The organism is Ruegeria sp. CDSC068, from assembly GCF_059610545.1.
This window is the reverse complement of the sequence record NZ_JBXWNV010000006.1, coordinates 226638-247905: the sequence shown is the minus strand read 5'-3', so window position 1 is coordinate 247905 and position 21268 is coordinate 226638. Positions and strand designations below refer to the sequence as shown.

19 protein-coding genes, 1 tRNA gene and 1 pseudogene are annotated in these 21268 nt (G+C 55.1%); 5 read left to right on the top strand and 16 right to left on the bottom strand.

The features are described from left to right. Position 1: 1 nt before the first annotated feature. Positions 2-988 carry an NAD(P)-dependent oxidoreductase gene (locus AC2FID_RS14370; RefSeq protein WP_496837394.1) on the bottom strand — a complete coding sequence of 329 codons (987 nt, stop codon included), beginning with the start codon at positions 986-988 and terminating at the stop codon, positions 2-4. 10 nt (positions 989-998) lie between these two features. On the opposite strand from AC2FID_RS14370, the gene AC2FID_RS14365 reads away from it, so the two are divergent. Next, positions 999-1976, top strand: coding sequence for a LysR family transcriptional regulator (locus AC2FID_RS14365; RefSeq protein ID WP_496837393.1), 978 nt, complete (start codon positions 999-1001; stop codon positions 1974-1976). Between the two features lie 141 nt (positions 1977-2117). Beyond that, a pseudogene (locus AC2FID_RS14360) lies at positions 2118-2272 on the top strand (IS5/IS1182 family transposase); the annotation flags it as partial. Between the two features lie 123 nt (positions 2273-2395). Here AC2FID_RS14360 and AC2FID_RS14355 read toward each other — a convergent pair. From AC2FID_RS14355 to AC2FID_RS14340, 4 genes are all read right to left on the bottom strand, one after another. Further along, positions 2396-3175, bottom strand: coding sequence for an IclR family transcriptional regulator (locus AC2FID_RS14355; protein WP_496837391.1), 780 nt, complete (start codon positions 3173-3175; stop codon positions 2396-2398). A gap of 11 nt (positions 3176-3186) precedes the next feature. Then, positions 3187-4545 (bottom strand): TRAP transporter large permease, encoded by a 1359-nt coding sequence (locus AC2FID_RS14350; RefSeq protein WP_058276698.1) that lies wholly within the window; start codon positions 4543-4545, stop codon positions 3187-3189. Continuing rightward, the gene (locus AC2FID_RS14345) at positions 4545-5210 is read right to left on the bottom strand and encodes a TRAP transporter small permease (RefSeq protein WP_496837389.1); all 666 of its coding nucleotides are present in this window, start codon (positions 5208-5210) and stop codon (positions 4545-4547) included. The genes AC2FID_RS14350 and AC2FID_RS14345 overlap by 1 nt, the downstream gene beginning before the upstream one ends. Before the next feature lie 65 nt (positions 5211-5275). Continuing rightward, a complete protein-coding gene (locus tag AC2FID_RS14340) occupies positions 5276-6514 on the bottom strand; it encodes a TRAP transporter substrate-binding protein (protein WP_058273422.1) in 1239 nt (412 codons plus the stop codon). A 109-nt stretch (positions 6515-6623) separates the two neighbouring features. On the opposite strand from AC2FID_RS14340, the gene AC2FID_RS14335 reads away from it, so the two are divergent. Further along, entirely contained in the window at positions 6624-8219 is a 1596-nt protein-coding gene (locus AC2FID_RS14335) for a GMC family oxidoreductase (RefSeq protein WP_496837387.1), read from the top strand. A 228-nt stretch (positions 8220-8447) separates the two neighbouring features. On the opposite strand, the gene AC2FID_RS14330 is transcribed toward AC2FID_RS14335, so the two are convergent. The 7 genes from AC2FID_RS14330 to AC2FID_RS14300 form a co-directional block, all read right to left on the bottom strand. After that, positions 8448-9959: a mannitol dehydrogenase family protein gene (locus AC2FID_RS14330; protein WP_496837385.1), complete on the bottom strand. Its 1512-nt coding sequence runs from the start codon at positions 9957-9959 to the stop codon at positions 8448-8450. Then, complete coding sequence (locus tag AC2FID_RS14325) at positions 9959-10732, bottom strand: L-iditol 2-dehydrogenase (protein WP_496837383.1); 774 nt, start codon at positions 10730-10732, stop codon at positions 9959-9961. Before AC2FID_RS14325 ends, AC2FID_RS14330 begins: the two co-directional genes overlap by 1 nt. After that, a complete protein-coding gene (locus AC2FID_RS14320; protein WP_108859808.1) occupies positions 10729-11733 on the bottom strand; it encodes an ABC transporter ATP-binding protein in 1005 nt (334 codons plus the stop codon). The genes AC2FID_RS14325 and AC2FID_RS14320 overlap by 4 nt, the downstream gene beginning before the upstream one ends. Positions 11734-11745: 12 nt before the next feature. Beyond that, positions 11746-12576 (bottom strand): carbohydrate ABC transporter permease, encoded by an 831-nt coding sequence (locus tag AC2FID_RS14315; protein WP_109310934.1) that lies wholly within the window; start codon positions 12574-12576, stop codon positions 11746-11748. A gap of 12 nt (positions 12577-12588) precedes the next feature. Next, the gene (locus tag AC2FID_RS14310) at positions 12589-13455 is read right to left on the bottom strand and encodes a carbohydrate ABC transporter permease (protein WP_109310933.1); all 867 of its coding nucleotides are present in this window, start codon (positions 13453-13455) and stop codon (positions 12589-12591) included. Positions 13456-13562: 107 nt separating this feature from the next. After that, positions 13563-14864 carry an ABC transporter substrate-binding protein gene (locus AC2FID_RS14305; protein ID WP_282120191.1) on the bottom strand — a complete coding sequence of 434 codons (1302 nt, stop codon included), beginning with the start codon at positions 14862-14864 and terminating at the stop codon, positions 13563-13565. A gap of 94 nt (positions 14865-14958) precedes the next feature. After that, on the bottom strand, positions 14959-15984 hold the full coding sequence (locus tag AC2FID_RS14300) for a LacI family DNA-binding transcriptional regulator (protein WP_282120190.1): 1026 nt from the start codon (positions 15982-15984) through the stop codon (positions 14959-14961). Positions 15985-16104: 120 nt separating this feature from the next. Here AC2FID_RS14300 and xylB point away from each other — a divergent pair, with 120 nt between their 5' ends. Further along, a complete protein-coding gene (xylB, locus tag AC2FID_RS14295) occupies positions 16105-17541 on the top strand; it encodes a xylulokinase (protein WP_496698895.1) in 1437 nt (478 codons plus the stop codon). 464 nt (positions 17542-18005) lie between these two features. Here xylB and AC2FID_RS14290 read toward each other — a convergent pair whose 3' ends face one another. From AC2FID_RS14290 to AC2FID_RS14275, 4 genes are all read right to left on the bottom strand, one after another. Then, a complete protein-coding gene (locus tag AC2FID_RS14290) occupies positions 18006-19445 on the bottom strand; it encodes a CAP domain-containing protein (RefSeq protein ID WP_496761105.1) in 1440 nt (479 codons plus the stop codon). 238 nt (positions 19446-19683) lie between these two features. Continuing rightward, positions 19684-19760 (bottom strand) — tRNA-Arg (locus AC2FID_RS14285). Between the two features lie 21 nt (positions 19761-19781). Then, a complete protein-coding gene (locus tag AC2FID_RS14280; RefSeq protein WP_496837379.1) occupies positions 19782-20258 on the bottom strand; it encodes a GNAT family N-acetyltransferase in 477 nt (158 codons plus the stop codon). Further along, positions 20259-20570 (bottom strand): ETC complex I subunit, encoded by a 312-nt coding sequence (locus tag AC2FID_RS14275; RefSeq protein WP_109312827.1) that lies wholly within the window; start codon positions 20568-20570, stop codon positions 20259-20261. Positions 20571-20724: 154 nt separating this feature from the next. Between AC2FID_RS14275 and AC2FID_RS14270 the strand changes: the two genes are divergently transcribed. Next, on the top strand, positions 20725-21204 hold the full coding sequence (locus AC2FID_RS14270; protein WP_496837377.1) for an SRPBCC family protein: 480 nt from the start codon (positions 20725-20727) through the stop codon (positions 21202-21204). The last annotated feature ends 64 nt before the right edge of the window (positions 21205-21268 follow it).

Here is a 21268-nt window from a genome sequence, read left to right as displayed (position 1 = left end):
TTTATTCAGCGGCTTTGCGTTCAGAGCCTTGCGGGATCACCTCGTAACCGGGTTCTTCCGGCTCCTCATCCGTCATTTCCGGCGGGAAACCGGGGGCGAGAATGTCCAGACCGGTGGCCTCTTCCAGACGTTTGATGATGTTGGGCGAAAAACAACGCTCGCCATAGCGTTCGATGCCGTCCTCAAAGATCTGAACCAACATAGGCGAGATTTCCAGCGGCACATTGTGACGGTCAGCCACCTGCTGGAACAGACCGGCATCCTTTTTGACCAGATCCATGGTGAAAGAAATGTCCCGGCTACCGTTCAGGATCACCTGACTTTCGGTTTCATGTACGAATGACGTTCCGGAGCTAATCTTCATCGCCTCATAAGTCGTGTTGAGGTCCATACCGGCCGCCTTGGCGGTGACAAGCGCTTCGCAGCAAGTGACAAGATTGGCCGTAGCCAGATAGTTCGTCACCACTTTCAAAACCGAAGCCGAGCCCAGATCGCCAGTGTGCAGAATGCGTCGACCCATGGTTTTCAGGAAAGGCGCGATGCGATCAAACGTGGCACGGTCGCAGCCCGCAAAGATCGAGATATTGCCCGTCGCCGCACGGTGGCATCCGCCCGATACCGGGCAATCCACGGCTGCGCCTCCTGCGTCCATCACCATTGCGCCCAAGCGCTTGACCTCGGCTTCGTCAGTGGTGGACATCTCCATCCAGATTTTGCCCGGCTTCACCTCGGACAGCATCTGTTGCATGACGGCATCCGAGGCAGCGGGCGATGGCAGACAAGTGATAACAGCATCGCAATCACGCATCAGTTGGGCCGGGCTCTCCCCCCGGGTTGCCCCGCGCGAAACGAAATCATCCACAAGCTCGGGGTTGAGGTCATGCACCGTTAGATCAATGCCGTTCCGCAGCAAACTGCCACTGAGTTTCCCGCCGACATTTCCAAGACCAATAAATCCAACTTTCATGCGTGTGGTTCCCTGTTTCATTTCCCGCCGGATGATCGGCAAAGATGTTGCTTCGCAAAAAGTACAAACGTTGATGGCATTGTGTAAAACGAATAAAACCGGCAGGTATCAGCGAAAATTTTTGGTGCTACGAATGCCGCAATCTCCTAACCCTATCTGGCTTCGGTCCTTTGAATGCGCCGCGCGGCATCTGAGCTTTACTGCCGCCGCGGCAGAGCTGGGTATCACTCAATCGGCGCTCAGCCTGCATGTCCGCTCGCTGGAAGCGCAACTTGGCTGCCCTTTGTTCTATCGCGCCGCACGCAACCTAACCCTGACCGAAGTTGGCCAGGCATATGCTTTTTCTGTGCGGCAAGCCCTAAGAGACATCGATCTGTCAACGATCAGCCTGTTCGGATCAAACCAGAAGCACGATCTGGTCGTGCGTGCACCAATATCCACGGCGACCTTGTTTCTCGCTCACAGGTTGCCCGAGTTTTTGCGGATCCACCCCGATATATCCATAAAGCTGGTCTCGAACATTTGGGCTGAATCCGCAGGCCGTGAAAATGTCGATGTCGAGTTGCGTGTGGGAAGTGGTGAGTGGACTGATATCCCAGCTCGGAAAATATCCACTGAACGGATCGTCCGTATTTCCACCAAGATATCTGGGGGAAAAGCCCCTTCCACCAAAGATCTGCAACAACAGCCGCTCATTCACATTCTGGGATTCCAACAAATGTGGGAACGGTATTTTACCGCAACCGGGGTTCAACAAACCCAATACGCATCGACCTTAGTGGTCGACACGACCATTGCCGCGGTGGACATCGTGGCCGCAGGTGGCGGCAATGCGATCGTTATCGAGAGGTTTGCCAAAACCGCCATTGAGACCGGAAGAAAGGTCGCCATAGTTGGTGAAGCAGTTCCAATAGAACAGAGCCACTACTTGATTACGGGGCAAAACTCAAAAGCGGATGCAGTGGCCAAACAGCGTTTTGAAGCTTGGCTGGAAGGCATCTTTAAGTGAACCAAAACGTCTTCGTCCAAACGGGTTGTGTTCGTGCGTGTTCAGCTCTGATATTTTTGGAATACTGATGGAAGCTTCAACGGCAAAGCCTCCGCGCTAGACGGCATTCGGGCCTCAACGCGTCGAACATCGGGATATAAGCGCCAGATCACTCCGCGCATACCAGTATTCTACAATTCCGGGCACACGACGGAACATGAACCCGAACCGACGTCGAATGAGATGCAGAGAACGTTCAATGCATCTGCCCCAAGGGTCATGCGCTAAAGCAGCTTCCAAGAAACTACTCTGACCCAACCGGGGAATAGTGACCAAAGGGGAGGGCGTGGACGTCTGATTGGTCGAGCCAAAGGTGGGATGAACAGAACAACAATCAGTATAGATTGGGACCCACAGAAAGACTAAGTCCCGACGCTTATCTATGACGCCAGCAATCCCGATATTTTGGTCGCTCCAAACTGCAAAAGCGAAAGGAACTGCATCAAACTGTCCAATTCGTGACGCTGGGTCGGCGCGTGAACAGACAACGTAGCCACAAGCCTTTCGTGCTCATCCAGAACAGGGACAGCTACGGCGGTCATCCCGGGCATGAATTCTTCGTCGTCCGTTGAATACCCTCTTTGCGCGATGTTCATGATTTCGGCGCGCAGAGCTTCTGGGTCAGTTATTGTTTTCTTAGTGTTCGCGTTCAGCTTACGAGCGGACAGAAACCCGTCCAACGTGTTCTCACGAAGCGTGGACAGATACATCTTGCCGCTGGCCGTGCAATGAAACGGAACCTGAGTGCCAATCGGCAATTGGATCCTCAGGGGCCATTTCGTTTCTACCCGGTCCAGATAAATCATTCCTTCCCGATCCGGGATGGCGAGGTTGCAGGTCTCGCCAATTTCATCGGCGATGCCCCGAAGGATCGCAAGGCGGGCCGTTCGAAGGTGCTCCGACGAGACCGTGTTCACCGACAGTTGCCGCAAACGTGGCCCGGGACCATAGGATCGGCCATCCAGATCACGTTGAAGGAACCCTTCGGCCTCAGCCGTTAGAAGCAGGCGATGGACTGTCGGTTTCGCCAAACCCAATGATTCAATCAGGTCTGACGGTTTGACTGCGACCCCACGCTTTGCAACCTCTTCAAGGATCAACAGCAAACGCAGGTTCGTCGGGATTTGGGATTCTTTCTCTCGCGTGTCTGCGTTTGCCATCCCGCTAAACTCTAGTTGTTTGGCAACAAGATCAAGGCCAGATCAGGCACCAGAGAGACCAAAATCCACACAGACAGCAACGCCACAAGGTAAGGCACCGTATAGCGCAGCAGCCGGAAGTACGGCACACCTGTCACACCTGACGCAACATAGAGGTTCAGACCATATGGTGGCGTGATGAACCCAATCGAGGCACCTACAAGGAAAATCACCGAAAAATGGATCGGGTCGACCCCTACGGACGCAGCAATCGGTGCGAGGATCGGCGCTAGGATAATCGTCACCGGCAAGCTTTCCAGAACCATGCCTGAGAAAAAGACGATGACCATCGATGTGAACAGAACCGCGTAATACCCACCCATTGAGGTCACGAAATCTCCGATCGTTTGTTGTGCTCCAAGCAGCGACAGAATTTGCTGCATGACCACCGAGATCGCAATCAGCGGCGCAAGGATACCCGTGATCTGAGCCGAGCGGATCACGATCGAGGGGATCTCAGGGATTGTGAAGCCTTCGACAACCAGCATTTCGGCAAAGCTTTTGTCTGTGGGCGAAATATTATCCCGCGCGCCCATGATCCGGTTGATCGGATAGCTGACCAAGCCCGCGATGACACAGAAACCAACGGTTACACCCGCCGCCTCGGTCGGTGAGAACTTGCCGGTATAGATGCCCCATAGCACGAGGCCGATGGCGAAAAAGCCGAGCCACGCACCAAATGCCGTTTTGAGAATCCGGTTCAGTTGCAGCGGAATCAGGTGCCCCCACCCATTAATCCGACAGATGATCCAGCATGCGAATTGCATACCAAAAACCATAAGCGCACCAGGTATGATACCGGCGACGAACAGCTCGGAAATGGGCAGGTTCATCAAGAACCCGTAGACGATGAAGATGATGGATGGAGGAATGATGATCCCAACCGTACCGCCCGCCGCGGCCGTGGCCGCGCTAAAGCGTTCGTCATAGCCGCCTTTGACCATCTCAGGGTGCAGCATTGAACCGATGGTTGCGGTCGTTGCAGAGTTCGACCCGGAAATCGCGGCAAACAATCCACACGCCCCAAGCGATGCCATAGCCAGCCCGCCGCGTATCCAGCCTAAACAGGAATAGGCAAAATCACTCAACCGCCGCGCGATCCCCGATTTGTTGATCAGGTCGCCGGTCAGGATGAACAGCGGCATCGCCAACAAGGCGAAGCCTTTGTTGAACACGTTCAGTAGCTCTGCACCCATATTGTCGAGTGTCAGCCCCAGAACGAATGAGCATCCGATCACCCAGTATCCGATGACCAGCAGCACCGGCACGCCCAACATGAACAGAAACGTCACGCCCAGCGAAATAAGTGTAACTAAAGTTCCGTCTGTCATCAGTCTGCCCCTATCACGGCCTGCTTGATCAGCGGCTCTCCGGTTTTCCAATTGTGCAGATCGTCAGCAAGGTTTTGAAACACGCGACCGACCATCAAAAAGAAGGACACAGGCGCGGCCAACAGAAACCACCACTGCATGATGTTGTCTGTCCCAAGCACGATCTGAAAGTTCGAGGCTGACAGCGCAACGAGGCGTGTTGTGGTCACGATCACGATGACCGCAAAGATGAACCACAAAATGGCATCCAGAAACAGACAGGCCAGTTGACCGCCGCGCGGCATCGCGGTGCGAAACTCGCTGAAGCTAAGATGCGTGCGCAGGCGGACATTATAGGACGCACCAAACCAGGCCATTATCATGAACAGAAGCGGAGGAATGGTGGTAGACCAGGGTTCCTGATCGTTAAAGACAAAGCGGTCAATCACACCCCAGAAGATGATCAGCGCAATGGCAAGGTAGGAATAGACCATGATCGACCGTTCGAAGTGGCGTTCAACAAAGGGCACTTTGCGATAGATCAGCATTACAAGAAAACCGCCGAGCGCGGCGGCAAAAGTACCGACAACCCAGGCGGCGTCAGATTCCAATGCGGATTGGATTTCGAATGAATCGCGAGTGAGCAAGGCGCTGAAAATTGCCCCGATATCTGCCCATAGTGACATGAACCCCGTCCTCCCAGTCGGTGTTTAGAGAAACCGGCCCCGAGGGGCCGGTTCGAAATGTTAGATCAGGCCGCGCCTTTCCACCAACGGCGGGGCTCAACGTTTTCGGGCAGTGTGTCTGCTGGGATCTGCCGCGCGATGTCGTAGATTTCCTGATAGGTGTCGATACCACCGGCCCATTTGTTCAGCCGCTCGCGCCACTGCGCCCAGGGTTCAGGATTAAAGTTCGGCGCACACATTTCCTCGGCCAGTTTGATCTGATCGTCCGGCAGGAATGCTGCACGTACACCGTTTTCCGCAAAGATGGTGTTAGGCAGCTGTGGTTCCGAGAAACCAACCGTGTTCAGCAGTGCAGCTTCGTTTGCACCCTGAATAAGGGCCTGCGTGAAATAGGACGATTCCATAACCGCGTCCTGAAGTTCACCGCCAAGACCGTCAAACACTTTGGCCGACATTGACGTATGTTCAGTACCGCAGAAGAATTTGAGATTGACGGATTGCGAGACGACCGGAGCCATGTTTGCGTAGGCAACGGCTGATGCCCAAGTTTCCGCTCCGTCGATCAGGCCCGTCTTCAGCGCGTCCAATGTTTCTTCCCATGCCACCGGCACGGGATTCAGGTTCAGCAGCTGCATGGCGATCCGGCCAAGCTGCGTCCCCGTTACACGGTTCTTCGTCCCAAACAGCTCTTCCAGCTTGGTGACTGTCGGCTTGTCAGAGAAGGTCGAGCCCATCTGCAGGCCGCGTAGTTCGCAGTGTGTGAACAGGAATTTCAACCCGTGACGTTTTTCAAGCGGGTCTCGCAGAATGCGCTGGCTGTCGGGGCTGTAGAAGAAATGATACTGCGCCGCCCTGCTGGGGAACATATAGGCATAGTCCAGCACGTTCAGATATGGCGCACCGCCCGCAGAGTTCTGGGTCGACGCCGCATAGATGTCGACGATTCCCTGCTGAGTCTTCTCAACACAGCTCAGTTGTCCGCAGATCTGGTTGTCGCCAATGAACTCGATCCGAATCTCACCGTCAGTGCGTTCTTCCAGATCTCGGGCAAATTCGATGGCCCCTGCCCGTTCGATCAGCAGGTTGCGTGTATTGAAGCCCGAAGCACCGAATTTCAGCGTGTGTTTAGGTTCTTTCGAAAACCGTTTTTCATAAGTTGATTCTGCGGCTTGCGCCAAATTGGCCAAACTCATCGCGCCACCAAAGCCACCCGCTGCCAGCAGCGTTGAGCTCATGCCATAACGCCCGGCCACACGAAAAAAATCCCGCCGTGAGACACCGCTTAGTTTCTTACCGATCTCCATTGCTTACCTCCCTGATCGCAATTATTGAGACGTTTTGTATCAAAAAATGCTAGTATAGTTCCAGCAATTTGCATAGTGTTTTTTTCAGTTACCTTGGGAGGAGACCGTCATGGAGGTGGATTATGCAGTCGTCGGAGCAGGCTCTTCGGGCTGCGTCATTGCCAATCGGCTAAGCGCTGACCCCAGCACAACAGTGGCATTGTTGGAAGCTGGTGGACCTGACACCAACCCATGGATTCACATACCGGTTGGATACTTCAAAACCATGCATAACCCCTCATTGGATTGGTGTTACCGCACTGAACCAGATCCAGGTTTGAATGGACGCTCGATTGATTGGCCGCGCGGAAAGGTCCTTGGCGGATCTTCCTCGTTGAACGGGCTTTTGTATGTTCGTGGTCAGAAAGAGGACTACGACCGCTGGCGTCAGATGGGTAACGTCGGCTGGGGTTGGGATGACGTCTTGCCTCTGTTCAAACGCAGCGAGGATCAAGAGCGCGGCGAAGACGCATTTCACGGTACAGGCGGCCCGCTGTCGGTATCCAACATGCGCATTCAGCGACCGATCTGTGACGCCTGGGTCGCCGCCGCCCAAGAGGCGGGTTACCCGTTTAATCCTGACTACAATGGGGCCGATCAGGAAGGCGTTGGCTATTTCCAGTTGACCACTCGGAACGGGCGTCGCTGCAGTGCGGCCGTTGCATACCTCAAACCGATCAGGAACAGGCCGAACCTGAACATCATCACCCGTGCATTGGTAACCAAGGTCGAACTGGACGGCAAAAAAGCAACCGGACTTCTTTATCGCGACCGATCGGGTGAAGTGAAGTCGATCAAAGTGCGCCGCGAAATCATCTTGTCCGGTGGTGCCATCAACTCACCTCAGATTTTGATGTTGTCAGGCATCGGAGACCCGGATCACTTGAAGGCCAACGGCATTGAACTCGTTCATTCGCTGCCCGGCGTCGGCAAAGGGCTGCAGGATCACTTGCAGGCACGCCTGGTCTTCAAATGCAACGAGCCAACGCTGAATGATGAAGTGCGCAGCCTGTTCAATCAGGCACGGATCGCGCTGAAATACGCGCTATTCCGGGCCGGACCTATGACAATGGCGGCCAGCCTGGCCACCGGATTTCTGAAAACCCGCCCCGAAGTTCAGACTCCTGACATTCAATTCCACGTTCAACCCTGGTCTGCCGACAGCCCCGGAGAGGGCGTGCACCCGTTTTCTGCCTTCACAATGTCCGTCTGTCAGCTGAGGCCGGAAAGCCGCGGAGAACTGCGTCTGGATGGCCCCGATCCGGCCAGTTACGTCAAGATCATTCCAAACTATTTGTCGACGGAAACTGATTGCAGAACGATCGTCGACGGCGTGAACATCGCGCGGGACATCGCCCGGCATAATCCACTGGCTTCTAAGATTTCAGAAGAGTTCCGGCCAACCTCTGATCTGTCCCGCGATGACTACAAAGGCACTTTGGATTGGGCGCGCTCGAATTCAGTCTCGATCTATCACCCGACAGGAACCTGCGCGATGGGTACCTCGGAAAGCTCTGTTGTGGATCCAAACCTGAAGGTCAAAGGAATCGAAAATCTGCGCGTTGCCGACTGTTCAATCATGCCGGAAATCGTCAGCGGCAACACTAATGCTCCAGCAATCATGATCGGTGAAAAAGCCAGTGAGTTGCTATGCGCAAGCAAGTGATTTTGGACTTTTTGTGACCTTCCTTACCCGTGCCTGGATCTGACCTGTACAAGATGGTCAGATTCCATAAGTTTCACGGGCATGTCGAAGGCAATAGCCTACGGCGCTTACGCACTTTGGACAGCCAGAATAGAACGCTCAAAGAGTGCCTATTTTTCAGCCATCATTAAACCTCGTGCAAACTGGCCTCTACCACAGAGATTGGCTTGAAGCATGCCTGCCGCAGAATCAGTGGGACTTTGGCTCAAGAGCGGTAAAGTCAGCTATCGCCTCGCGGCAACCACGTTGCCAAATCGCAGCCAGCCAGGTGGAAAAAGCGTCTGTGAACTGCGCGTCGCGGCCTAAGTCACCAAAATACTGGCTTTGTTCGATCCACAAAATCGGATTGACCTTGGAAGCCAGTGCGGTTTTTTGCAAATGCTCCCAATGGGGATCGTTTGGGGAAATTTCTGAACCATCTTCGCGAATGCCTGCACACATCCGGCACCAGAATGCTTCGGCCAGCGCAAACCCATTTACGGAAGACCCAGTTGCAAGAGCATCGCGCAACGACGGCAGTAAGAAACCGGGGTGTCGTGAAGATCCATCAAATGCCACGCGCCGTGTTGTGTCGTGGATGGTGGTGTTGGAAAATCGCCTCTCAACTAACCCAAGATATTCGGCTGCCGTGGTTCCGGGGACGGCTTCGACCAGAGGCAGAATTTCTTCCGTCTGAACTTTCCTGAAAAACGCCACGATGTCCGGGTCCTGCATGCAGTCTGAAATCGTGGGCACATTCAGAATCTCCCCGACATTTGCGAGCAGTTGGTGGCCGCCGTTCAATATGCGCAGTTTCATCGCTTCATAGCTGTGGACGTCCTGCGTCAGTGTTACTCCAACTTGCTCAAGGGGCGGTCGTTCAGCGCAGAAATTGTCCTCAATCACCCATTGGCGAAAGTTCTCATGCGTGACCGGTGCGCGGTCGTCGACGCCCAGTGCCCGGCATTGCGCTACGACCTCCTCGGTCGTTGCGGGAACAATGCAGTCCACCATCGAGTTCGGAAACGCTCCATTCTGATCGATCCAATCGGCCAGATCCGGGTCGGAAAGACGCGCCAAACCAACAACGCAGGTTCGCAGAATTCCACCGTTGCCCTGAAGATTATCGCAGCTGAGCGCAGTAAAGGGTTTCAAGCCATTTGCACGCCGTTGTCTGAGCGCCGCGACAATAGCGCCGAAAGCCGTACGCGGCTGGTCCGGGTTCTCGGCATCGTGCCGAATGTCTGCGTGATCCGTATCGAACGCATCAGTGTTGGCGTCCGGGAAATACCCACCTTCAGTTACAGTCAGCGACACAATTCGTATGGCAGGGTCCGCCATCGTCCGGACAAGCACGGCATTGTTGTCTTCGATCGGCAGGTAATCGATCATCGGACCAATCACTTCGGCGGATATTCCTTTTGGGTCCAGTTCGATCAGCGTTGTCAGGCAGTCCTGCGCCAACAGTCGCTCTCGCATGTTTGCGTCATAGCTTCGGACACCTGCCCCGATGATTGCCCAGTCATGGGCCTGGCCCAGCTGCATTAACTGGTGAATATACCAGGCCTGATGCGCGCGATGAAAGTTGCCAAGTCCGATATGGACAATGCCCGGTGTCAGGTCAGAGCGGGCATAGGTCGGAGTCCTGACAATCTCTGGCAGGTCTGAAAGACTTTCACGCCGTAGCCGTACCGAAGGTTTTGCATTCGCCACAGGGTCCATCAGCTCATCCAATTTCCGCCATCGACATTGTAGGTTTGTCCGACGATGTACTTTGCGTCTTCAGAAGCCAGAAATACTGCCATCCCGGTCAGATCTTCGGCCCGACCCATTCGGCCATAAGGAACGGCTGCAGCCACTTCGCGTTTCTTCTGGCCCAGTGGTTTGCCTTCGTGCTTTGCAAAAAACGCATCAACACCATCCCAGTGCTCGCCATCGACGACACCAGGTGCAATGGCGTTTACGTTGATCCCATGAGAGATCAGGTTCAGCCCGGCCGATTGGGTCAAGGATATGATCGCGGCTTTGCTGGCACAGTACACGGCGACCAACGGCTCGCCCCTACGCCCTGCCTGCGATGCCATGTTGATGATCCGACCTTTGGTCCCTTGATCAATCATGTGGCGCGCAACGGCCTGCATCGAAAACAGCGCGCCAGAAACGTTGATATCAAAAACGCGATTGTAGTCAGCACGCTCAATTTCAACGATTGGAGCGGCGGAGAAGATGGCCGCGTTGTTGATCAGAATGTCGATTGGGCCAAAATGTTCAGCCGTTCGTGCAACGGCGGCTTCTATGCTTTGTTGGCTGGTCACATCCATCTCGACGGCCAACGCGGCTGCGCCGATCTCAGTTGCTGCGTCCTGCGCGCGCTGCCCGTCTATGTCCGCGATGGCGACGCGCGCGCTCTCAGCCACATAAGCCTTGGCAAACGCCAGTCCGATGCCCCGCCCGGCCCCGGTGATCAGGGCAGTTTTTCCGGTCAGACGCGTCATTCGAACCGCAGACCTTTCGCGTCAAACCGGTGGATGGCATCCGAGCGTGGCGTCAGGTGGATACGGTCGCCGTGGCGAAAGCTGACCTCGCCATCTGCTCGGACGGTGATGGTCTCGGCCAACCCTGTTTCGTGGACGTGGAAGAAAGTGTCCGAGCCAAGATGCTCAGAGACACTTACGACGCCGGACCAGTCTCCCTCAGATTCAGACACCGCAATGTGTTCAGGGCGAATTCCGATGGTCTGGGCACCGAGCTTTTCTGCTTCGGGGCCTTCGATGAAGTTCATCTTGGGCGAACCGATGAAGCCTGCAACAAACAGGTTGCGCGGCGTACGGTACAGCTCCAACGGGCTGCCTACCTGTTCGATCACACCTGCCTGAAGCACAACGATCTTGTCGGCCATAGTCATGGCTTCGACCTGATCGTGGGTGACGTAGATCATCGTAGTCGCCAGACGTTCGTGCAGTTCACTGATTTCCAGCCGCATGCCAACGCGCAAGGCGGCGTCCAGGTTCGACAGCGGCTCATCAAACAGGAACGCAGCAGGTTCGCGTACAATGGCCCGACCGATGGCCACCCTTTGACGTTGCCCGCCAGACAGTTGGCCGGGACGACGGTCCAGGTAGTCGGTCAGGTTCAGAACGCTCGCCGCACCTTCAACTCGCTTGTCGATCTCAGCCTGATCCAGTTTCGCCATGCGCAGCGGAAATGCGATGTTCTTGCGAACGGTCATGTGCGGATACAAGGCGTAGGATTGGAACACCATCGCCAGCCCGCGTTTGGCAGGCGGCACGTCTGTTGCGTCGGCGCCGTCAATGTCGATGGAGCCAGAGGTCATGTCTTCCAGTCCCGCAATCAGGCGCAGCAAAGTGGACTTGCCGCAACCCGAGGGGCCGACAAATACGGTGAACTCGCCATCTTCGATGGTCAGATCCAGCGGGGGAATGACCTCTACGTCGCCGAAGCTTTTGGTCACGGACTTGAGTTGTATACGTCCCATACGAAGTCTTCCTTATTTCACAGCGCCGAAAGTCAGGCCGCGGACAAGTTGTTTCTGGCTGAACCAGCCAAGGATCAGGATGGGTGCAATCGCCATGGTCGAGGCCGCGCTGAGCTTGGCAAAGAACAAGCCTTCGGGGCTGGAATAGCTGGCGATAAATGCGGTGAGCGGGGCCGCATCGACGGCCGTCAGGTTTAGGGTCCAGAACGCCTCGTTCCAGGCCAGGATGAAGTTCAGTAGAACGGTCGATGCGATGCCGGGGATGGCCATGGGCGTTAGGATATAAAGGATTTCCTCTTTCAGCGTCGCACCGTCCATTCGTGCCGCTTCGAGGATTTCCCCCGGAATTTCGCGGAAATAGGTGTAGAGCATCCAGACGATGATCGGCAGATTGATCAGCATCAGCACCACGACCAGCCCGCCGCGACTGTCCAGCAATCCCAGCTGAATGAACAGCAGGTAAATCGGGTACAGAACACCAACTGCGGGCAACATCTTTGTGGACAGCATCCACAACAGAATGTCCTTGGTGCGTCTGGACGGAACAAACGCCATCGCCCAGGCTGCGGGTATCGCGACGATTACACCCAAAAGTGTTGATCCGCCTGCGATGATGACTGAATTCCACAGGAACCGCATATAGTCAGAGCGTTCCTGCACGATGGCGTAGTTTTCGAGCGTCCAGTCGAAGTTGAGGAAGATCGGTGGGCTTGCAATCGCCTGTGCCTCGGTCTTGAAGCTGGTCAGGATCGTCCAAAGGATCGGGAAAAAGATCAGCAGACCTACGGCCCAGGCAAGGGCGGTGTTTAGTGTTTTGCGTTGTGTCGTGACGGTGCGGGCCATGGTTTTGTCTCCTCACGCGTCCAGGTTTTTGCCAACGATGCGCATCAGGAAGATGGCAACGATATTGGCCAGGATGATTGCATAGACACCACCGGCTGATCCGAGGCCAACGTTCTGGCTTTCCAACACGCGCTGGAAGATCAAGTAGGTAAGTGTACGGGTGCCGAAGGCGCCGCCGGTGGTCACGAAAATCTCGGCGAAGATCGACAGTAGAAAGATCGTCTGAATCAGGATCACAATCGTAATGGCGCGACCAAGATGCGGCAGGATGATGTGATAAAAGCGTTTAAGCACCGGCGCACCGTCCATCTCGGCTGCTTCCAGCTGTTCACTGTCCAGAGACTGGATAGCGGTCAGCAGGATCAGCGTCGCAAAGGGCAGCCACTGCCAGGAAACGATCATAACGATCGAGGTCATCGAAGCCTCGGACAGCCACGAAATCGGCTCGGCCCCGAAAAAGCGCCACAGATGGGCCAGCAAACCGTTCACCGGGTCCATGAACATGTTCTTCCAAACCAGCGCTGATACGGTCGGCATGACAAAGAATGGCGCGATCACAAGGATGCGGACAACGCCCTGCCCCCACATGGGTTGATCCAGCAGCATGGCCAGCAGAATGCCCAGAATGACCGTAATCACCAGCACGCCGCCAACGATTACCAATGTTGCTTGGACCGCGGGCCAGAAGGAACTGGAGGATACGAAACGAACGTAATTGTCGAACCCGACCCAACCTAGATCACCTCCACGCAGCGGCAGATATTTTTTGAAAGAAAAATACAGCGTCATCGTCAGAGGCACGAGCATCCAGCCAAGCAGCAGGACCACTGCTGGTGCCATCATCAGGCGGGCAACTGATCGGGAATGTTGAGTAGCCATTAGGCAAACCCTCTCTGTTCAGGCATAACTCAGCCTGCGAGAAAAACGCGAATTGTGGAAGGGTTGAAACGGGGGGCAGACCTCTGCCCACCCGTTGGGAGGATGCCTCAGTAACCGGCGGCTTCCATTTCTTCGGCTGTGAAAGCCTGCGCTTTGGCAAGTGCCTCCTCAACCGTTTGCTGTCCGGCATATACCGCCGAGAACTCCTGGCTCACCTGTGTGGCGATGCCTGCGAATTCCGGGATTGCGGCGAACTGGATGCCAACGTACGGGACGGGTTTCACCGTCGGGCTGTTCGGATCAGCTGACAGGATTGAGTCCAGTGTCATCTTGGCGAACGGAACCTTTTGGTATTCCGGATTCTCGTACAGAGACGTACGCGCACCCGGGGGAACGTTTGCCCATCCTTCGCTTTCGGCCACTAGCTCAATGTAGTCCTTTGAGGTCGCCCATTCGATGAATTGCTTGGCAGCATCTTCTTGCTGTGTGCCAGCAGGAATAGCCAGTGCCCACGCCCAAAGCCAGTTGGACCGCTTGCCCAATCCTGTGTCAGGTGCCAGCGCAAATCCTACGTGATCCGCGACCGTAGAGTCGTCAGGGTTGGTCACGAAAGACGCCGCAACTGTCGCGTCGATCCACATGCCGCATTTGCCCTGCTGGAACAGCGACAGGTTTTCGTTAAACCCATTGGTGGCATAGCCGGCAGGACCGGACTCGTTCATCATTTCAACGTAGAAATTCAGTGTATCTGCCCACTCGGGCTGATCGAACTGAGGCTTCCATTCTTCGTCGAACCAGCGGGCACCGAATGAATTGGACATCGCAGTGATAAAGGCTCCGCCTTCACCCCAACCAGCCTTGCCGCGAAGGCAGATGCCGTTGATCTCGGCGTCGCGGTCGGTCATCGCGGCGGCGGCCTCTTTGATGAACTGCCAGGTCGGCGCATCAGGCATTTCCATGCCCGCCTTTTCCATAAGGTCAGTGCGGTACATGATCATCGAGCTTTCACCATAAAACGGCGCCGCGAAAAGCGTTCCGTCATGGCTCAACCCACCTGCCATCGCTGGCAGAATGTCACCAACGTCGTATTCTTCGGACAGGCCATCCAGCGGTACCAGCCAGCCATTTGCGCCCCAGATCGGCGTTTCATACATGCCGATTGTCATGATGTCGAACGTACCGCCCTTGGTCGTGATGTCGGTCGTTACGCGCTGACGCAGCACGTTTTCTTCCAACGTCACCCATTCGACGTCAATGCCGGTCGCCTCGGTGAATTTATCGGTATAGCCTTGCATCCGGATCATATCGCCGTTGTTCACGGTCGCTATTGTTAAGGTATCCGCATGAGCTGCTGCCGTCGCGACGAGTGTCATTGCAGTCGCCGCACGAAGTGCGTTTCTCAAATACATCCCTGTCCTCCCTGAGCTTGGATGTCGTACAGAGAACGTAATGCAAAAATTGTCGCGGCGTCAATGAAAACTTTACGCGCGTTAAATTTTAGGATTACGCGGAATCCCTCAAAACCAGCCTTGCAGGGAACAACGTTTCCGACCGTGTTTCAAATTTCCCTCCACTTTCAATGAGTTCGAACAGAGTTTCGACGCTGCGCCCGGCCACATTGTCATAGTCATGCGCAGCCGTGGTCAGAGAGGGGCACGTAAATTTTGCGAAGGGATGATCGTCATTTGAAGCCAGACGCAGCGCGCAATCGTCCCGTCGTCCGACCCGAATCCCTTGTTCGTAGCAAGCCGCCAGAAAACCGATTGCCAGCCGGTCATTGCTGCACAGGACCGAGTTTGTTCGCAGCTCATTTTCCGCCAGAACTTTCAGCGCACCCTTGTGACCGATTTCTTCAAACGCCCAGCCCTTACCGTCGACTCTGATGATATGCGGCTCGAACCCGAGACGCTCCATGACTTCAACATAGGCTTTTCGGCGTTTATTGGCGTTCGGGTTTGCAGGCGTTCGCATTTCGAAGAATGACGGGGGCTCGCCCGTCCGGATCATGTATTCCACGGTTTGCGACACAAAGCTGAAATTGTCCGACCCGATAAACGCGGCACCCAGACCCTCTAGGTTACTGTCGAACAAAACAGTCGGCACATTCGCGCAGAACCTCTCGATCACTGATTGGTCTGAGGTCCGTCCCAATGGCGCCAACAAAACCCCGGCAGGCTTCATGGATTGCAGCCCGTCCAGAATGTCGTTTTCCAGTTTTTGTTCACCATGAGAGCTAAAGAGGGATGGACGATACCCCGCCGCGATACAGCTTTGTTCCAAATAGCGCGCGATTTCGGCAAAGAACGGATCAGCCAGATAGGGCACGACGATGCCGATATTCTTGGTCAGTTTCCGGTTCTGGTTCACCGCATAAATATTGGGGCGATAGTCGAACCGCTCCAGCGCCTCTTCGATACGGGCCCGTGTTGTCGGGCGAACGCTGTCGGGATCGTGAAAGTACTTGGATACCGTAGGCCGCGAGATGCCACTGAGGGCTGCGAACTCTTCCATATTCTTTATTTTGGTCATGTCAGTCTGCCTGCGGATCTGAGCCGCCTTGATCTTATCATATTTTTACATATTCTTTGCGCGCGCTAAAAAATCAATAGCCATGCAAGGTCCGGGCGTTTCTGCGGGCAAGGGGATTGAATGTTTCTCGGGATTGATATCGGAACGTCAGCGGTCAAACTTGTCTGTGCGGATACCGATCGAATTCTTGCAACGTCTTCAATAGACATAAAGACTTCCTCGCCGCAGCCTGGTTGGTCAGAGCAGCACCCGGATATTTGGTGGCAGGCGACGCGCGATGCATTGAGCCAACTTGCAAAACAAGTCACGCTGTCTGAGGTGCAGGCCATCGGGTTGTCCGGTCAGATGCATGGGGCAGTTTTGCTGGATCGCGATCTGCGCCCGATCCGTCCGGCGATCCTGTGGAATGACAGCAGAGCGGTACGTGAATGCGATGAACTGCGCGAAGCCCAGCCGCAGATTGGTCATATCGCTGGCGTCCTCCCTTTGCCGGGTTTCACGGCACCCAAAATCGCCTGGTTGAAACAACATGAGCCGGCACACTATGCCCGACTTGCTCATATCCTGCTGTCCAAAGATTACATCGGGTTATGCCTGCATGGAGAGTTGGCAACCGACACGTCCGATGCAGCCGGTACAATGTGGCTCGATCAGGCATCGCGAAAATGGCATGTCGGAGTTGCCGAAGCCACAGATGTCGCGCCCGATTGGCTGCCGCAGGTTTTCGACGGTCACGTCGTCGTCGGAACCGTGACGGCGCAAGCCGCAGCTGAAACCGGGCTGAAACCCGGCGTGCCCGTCGTTGCCGGAGGCGGAGACGCGGCAACCGGGGCGGTATCTTTGGGCGCCACCGAACCGGGACGTGGGTTCATTTCACTGGGGACGTCCGGCCAGTTGTTCGTGGCGGACCGTCGGTTCAAGCCCAATCCTGAACGCTATGTGCATGCTTTTGCGCACACATTGCCCGACCGTTGGTATCAAATGGCCGCTATGCTGAACGGCGCAAGGCCGATTTCGTGGATTGGTGGTCAATTGGAGCTGTCCGCTGCCGAAGTTGTTGCGCTTGCCGAAACGGTCAGCGGTGATCGCGGGCCGATTTTCCTGCCGTATTTGACGGGTGAACGCAGCCCCCTCGGGGATCCGCATATTCGTGCCTGTTTCTTTGGTCTTGAGGATTCGACAACGCGCGCGGATCTCTGCCGTTCCGTGGTCGAGGCAATTGCTTTTTGTTTTGCCGATGCCGCGCAGAGCTTCGGAGACACTGTAGAAAATCTACCGGAATTAGCGGCCATCGGCGGCGGCAGTCAATCGGACCTCTTGTTGGGCCTGATTGCATCGGTGACAGGAAAGCCGGTGGTACGCTCAGAAGGATCGGATTCTGGCCCCGCCTATGGCGCAGCCCTTTTGGCCGCCTGTGGAGTTGGTACCATTAGTATTGCCGATCTGGCAGTTCAGCCCCAGACAAAAGACAGGTTTGAACCCGCTAGTCCCGGTGCGCTGCACGACAGACTGAGGCTGTTTCGCCGACTCTACACCGCAGTGAAGGTAGTAGACTGACCTATATACAGTCGTTTTCCGTGGCCATGATGCCAAGCAGAACGTTAACTAAGGTTACCGGTCATTCTTTACCGCGGATCATGGAAAGCTCTTGCTTGCAAACCCTAGTTTTGAACACTGCTTTCAAGGCCCAATAGGCACTCGCCACTATCGCAGCATCGGTTCACCAGACCCACCGCTTTAGTCAGGGCAATCCGCACAGCATCTGCTCGGAAAGCCTCCGCCCGTTTCAATTCCCAAGTGCGTGCGCCTTGCTGCAATGAACGCTACCAAAGGAGTGGCATCAAACCGTGAAATGTCCAACGGCAGTTGTTGCGCCCGTAGCGCGCAGGCATCAATCCTACGGCGCATTCAAGGAGAACGCAGAAAGGGCAATATCATCGACGTCTGACACTTACCTTTGTTATCGAAAGTAGGGCGCGCAGACTTTCAATACGTTTGTCAGCAGCACACGGCAAACAGACTTAGACCATCAAGAACGCGTCGTCCTCAAGCCTGGTTACGTTGAATACGACATCCTCAAAGTCGGAATCGCCCCCACCCGTCAAATCCTCGAAACCGATGGTCATTGCCTGGCCGCCCGACACGATACCGGACAGCGCGTGTTGCTGATTGTCACTGTTCAAGGCCGCCTTTTCAGCGTGAAACGTGGTGACGCCAGCAGAGTTCCCATTCACCGTTAAAACGAAATCAAATTCGTCGTCCACGTCTGCCATGCCACCATTGCTGGCAACAAAACCTAGATTGTCGCTGTCTGAAAGGGTCTGGGCCCAATCCGCACCATCCTGAACAATAAAGAACCCAAGACGGTTTCCGTCCGCCAAATTACTTAGCTCTACCGCGCCATTCGCTTCATTGGTGTTTTCAAACAGCAGGCGCACATTCGCAATTTCGCCGTTACTTAGAATATCATAAACGCCAAGGACATTGTTAAAGTCAGCGGTTCCGAGGTTGACCATCTGTATCCGAAAATCGGTCGTGCCATCGCCTTCGAGAAAGGATTTGTTCACAATGCCGTTGATCACGCTGCTATCAACGCGGACCCCAGGCGCAAGGTCAGGCAGAAATTTTGCATAGCTGACCACGGTGTTTCCATCCTTGGTGACGGCAAAAAAGTCGCCGCCCGACTGCCCGCCGTCCAGCGAAATCGTCAGATCCGTCCTACCATCACCATCAACATCGAATTCAACGTTCGAATTCTCGGTCAAGCGAATGTTGGACCGACTAAGCTCGACACCTTCGATGACGAGGGACTTGCCCACTCCAAACCCGCTGATAACACTTTGATCCAGTTCTTCCGGCGTCACTCTGAGGGTGTCCGCGTCGCCAAACGACAGATTCTCTTGCGAGGATGTCGAAACCGGATCTGCCGGTTCGCCCGGATCGGGAACGACCGGTACCGGATCTGCTGGCGTATCAGAACCACCGGCATCCGAACCGGCGCCGGTGTCCAACTGGACACTCGCCGTAGTACGGGCAAAATTTTGGGTCACAATGACGGCAGGAACACCACCAAATGAACCAATCTCAATTCCGATACCGATGTAAGCCAAGTTTGGATTTAGAATGTTGGCGCGGTGGTCAGGGCTGTTCATAAGCGCATTGTGCAAATCAACGACATCGTCTGAAAATCCCGGCTCACCGCCCTGGCTTTGCCAGGCTATGTTCTCGGCAGTCGCCCATGATCCGGACAATACAAAACCCGCGTCGCGCATGCGCTGGGTAGCCGAGCTTCCACCCTCACCAGTATGAGAGAAATTACCGGATCCCAGCATCCACTGGCTATGCTCTTCAGCCGAAGCGTTCAGGCGGAGTTCAAGTTGAACAGGATCAAGGCCACGCGACGTACGTTCTGCATTGATCAAATTAAGCATTTCACGCTCAAGCGTGCTGGCCTGCGACATCGTCCATCCTCCGATTGTTCGCATGTGTTGCAGTAAAACTTGTTCAGATCAGTGCAAACTGCAGTCCAAAATCGCGTGAAGGCTTTTAACGGCAGAGATTCGCTCGACAAAGTAGTAGGGGCGGCAATATTTTGCGTACGACTCATCCCTAGAAGCAACATCTACCCAAATTTGCATAAACCGCGGCCCACAATAGGCGGCCAAAAAATGTAATCTACGCATTGTGGTTTGGAGTAATTGGCGATCCCGGAAGGACTCGAACCCTCAACCTGCTGATTAGAAGTCAGCTGCTCTATCCAGTTGAGCTACGGGACCGCTGGGCCCTTCTTGCTGTTTTTACTTCCGGGGTTCAAGAGCCAAGCGCATAAAGGCGCTGTTCGGGTCGTCTTCATATCCAAAAATCGGACCGCAATAGGAATACCCAAGCCGTTCATATAGCTTACGGGCGGCCGCATATTCCGGCAGATGTTCCGAACCTGTTTCCAGAACCAAAGCCGCCACCCCTTGGATGCCAGCCTCATCTGTCAGGTGGTTCATCATCTGACGCGCCAGACCGCGTCCACGCACCTTCGAGATGATGTGAACAGACTTCACCTCGGCCGTTCCGTCCGGCAACGCCTTTAACGCTCCACATCCGACGGGCTGTCCGTCCTCAAACATGGCCCAGAACCTGATGCCCTCGGCAACCAGAGCCTGGGCATCCATGGTATGGTTGCTTTCCGCAGGTCCTGCAGCTTCGCCATGGGCGAAATGCGCCTCGATCAATGGGCGCAGCGCGTCCGAGGTCGGATCCGCCTCATGGATTTCGATCATTTAGTGGGTCCAGGGCGCGCGCCGATCGGTGGCGAAATTCTCACCATAGCCGCGCGAACGCAGGTTGGGTTTGCGTTTGTGCGGTTCGCTAACCTGGACTTCGATGCCATTGTCTTTGGCATAGTCCAGCGCCTCTTCCTTAGTGTCGAACTTCAGGCGCACTTGAGTTTGCGTATCGTCGGAAGACGTCCAGCCCATCAGCGGATCAACCTCACGCGACGACGCGGGCGCGTATTCCAGAACCCATTTGCGGGTCTTGGCCATCCCCGAAGTCATTGCGTTCCTGGCAGGCTTGTAAATCCGTGCGCGCATGTCGCCCCTCCGTCCTCACTTGGCTGAGATTGTTTATGCGTCAGAGTACAGGCTGGGACAAGATGGGAATTGTCGCGGCTGGTCACGCCCTGATGTCAGAAACTGTCATCAAGGCCTTTTATATTTCGTGCAACGCCATCAAGAGGACACCAACATGATCCACCACAGAAAAAGCCTGGAAATCGACGCCCGGCCCGAATCCCTTTGGGCCATTCTAAGCCGTTTCATGCATATCGACGAATTCGCGCCACAAGTCGCCTCGGTGGATGCGCTGACGACTGGGCAAGACGGCGTCGGGTCGAAACGGCGTTGCCACTTTGAAAACGGCACCTCGCTGGTCGAGGAAGTGACGGATTGGCAAGCCAACAAAGGCTATCGCGTACGCCTGTCCGAGATGCCAGCGATGCCTTTGACCCAAGCACATGCGGCCATCGCCATCGAACCCCTTGCAAATGGCCATTCACGGGTCGTCTGGAGCATGGATTACCAGATGAAATATGGCCCGCTGGGCTGGCTGATGGGTCAAACACTGATGAAGGCGATGATGGGCCGGGTTCTGGAGAGCAATCTGAAAGCGCTGGCCAACAAGGTGCAATCGGTTCAAATCCCCGACGCACAGTATGCCTATTACTGAAACTGAGTTTCTGAACCGGATCAGGCCTTGCAGTTGGACAAAATAAGAACAAATGTAAGGGCCT

What these genes read in the sequence shown, in the direction of transcription:
- AC2FID_RS14370 (WP_496837394.1), bottom strand. Translation starts at nt 988, where the DNA reads ATGAAACAGGGAACCACACGCATGAAAGTTGGATTTATTGGTCTTGGA.
- AC2FID_RS14365 (WP_496837393.1), top strand. Translation starts at nt 999, where the DNA reads ATGATCGGCAAAGATGTTGCTTCGCAAAAAGTACAAACGTTGATGGCA.
- AC2FID_RS14355 (WP_496837391.1), bottom strand. Translation starts at nt 3,175, where the DNA reads ATGGCAAACGCAGACACGCGAGAGAAAGAATCCCAAATCCCGACGAAC.
- AC2FID_RS14350 (WP_058276698.1), bottom strand. Translation starts at nt 4,545, where the DNA reads ATGACAGACGGAACTTTAGTTACACTTATTTCGCTGGGCGTGACGTTT.
- AC2FID_RS14345 (WP_496837389.1), bottom strand. Translation starts at nt 5,210, where the DNA reads ATGTCACTATGGGCAGATATCGGGGCAATTTTCAGCGCCTTGCTCACT.
- AC2FID_RS14340 (WP_058273422.1), bottom strand. Translation starts at nt 6,514, where the DNA reads ATGGAGATCGGTAAGAAACTAAGCGGTGTCTCACGGCGGGATTTTTTT.
- AC2FID_RS14335 (WP_496837387.1), top strand. Translation starts at nt 6,624, where the DNA reads ATGGAGGTGGATTATGCAGTCGTCGGAGCAGGCTCTTCGGGCTGCGTC.
- AC2FID_RS14330 (WP_496837385.1), bottom strand. Translation starts at nt 9,959, where the DNA reads ATGGACCCTGTGGCGAATGCAAAACCTTCGGTACGGCTACGGCGTGAA.
- AC2FID_RS14325 (WP_496837383.1), bottom strand. Translation starts at nt 10,732, where the DNA reads ATGACGCGTCTGACCGGAAAAACTGCCCTGATCACCGGGGCCGGGCGG.
- AC2FID_RS14320 (WP_108859808.1), bottom strand. Translation starts at nt 11,733, where the DNA reads ATGGGACGTATACAACTCAAGTCCGTGACCAAAAGCTTCGGCGACGTA.
- AC2FID_RS14315 (WP_109310934.1), bottom strand. Translation starts at nt 12,576, where the DNA reads ATGGCCCGCACCGTCACGACACAACGCAAAACACTAAACACCGCCCTT.
- AC2FID_RS14310 (WP_109310933.1), bottom strand. Translation starts at nt 13,455, where the DNA reads ATGGCTACTCAACATTCCCGATCAGTTGCCCGCCTGATGATGGCACCA.
- AC2FID_RS14305 (WP_282120191.1), bottom strand. Translation starts at nt 14,864, where the DNA reads ATGTATTTGAGAAACGCACTTCGTGCGGCGACTGCAATGACACTCGTC.
- AC2FID_RS14300 (WP_282120190.1), bottom strand. Translation starts at nt 15,984, where the DNA reads ATGACCAAAATAAAGAATATGGAAGAGTTCGCAGCCCTCAGTGGCATC.
- xylB (WP_496698895.1), top strand. Translation starts at nt 16,105, where the DNA reads ATGTTTCTCGGGATTGATATCGGAACGTCAGCGGTCAAACTTGTCTGT.
- AC2FID_RS14290 (WP_496761105.1), bottom strand. Translation starts at nt 19,445, where the DNA reads ATGTCGCAGGCCAGCACGCTTGAGCGTGAAATGCTTAATTTGATCAAT.
- AC2FID_RS14280 (WP_496837379.1), bottom strand. Translation starts at nt 20,258, where the DNA reads ATGATCGAAATCCATGAGGCGGATCCGACCTCGGACGCGCTGCGCCCA.
- AC2FID_RS14275 (WP_109312827.1), bottom strand. Translation starts at nt 20,570, where the DNA reads ATGCGCGCACGGATTTACAAGCCTGCCAGGAACGCAATGACTTCGGGG.
- AC2FID_RS14270 (WP_496837377.1), top strand. Translation starts at nt 20,725, where the DNA reads ATGATCCACCACAGAAAAAGCCTGGAAATCGACGCCCGGCCCGAATCC.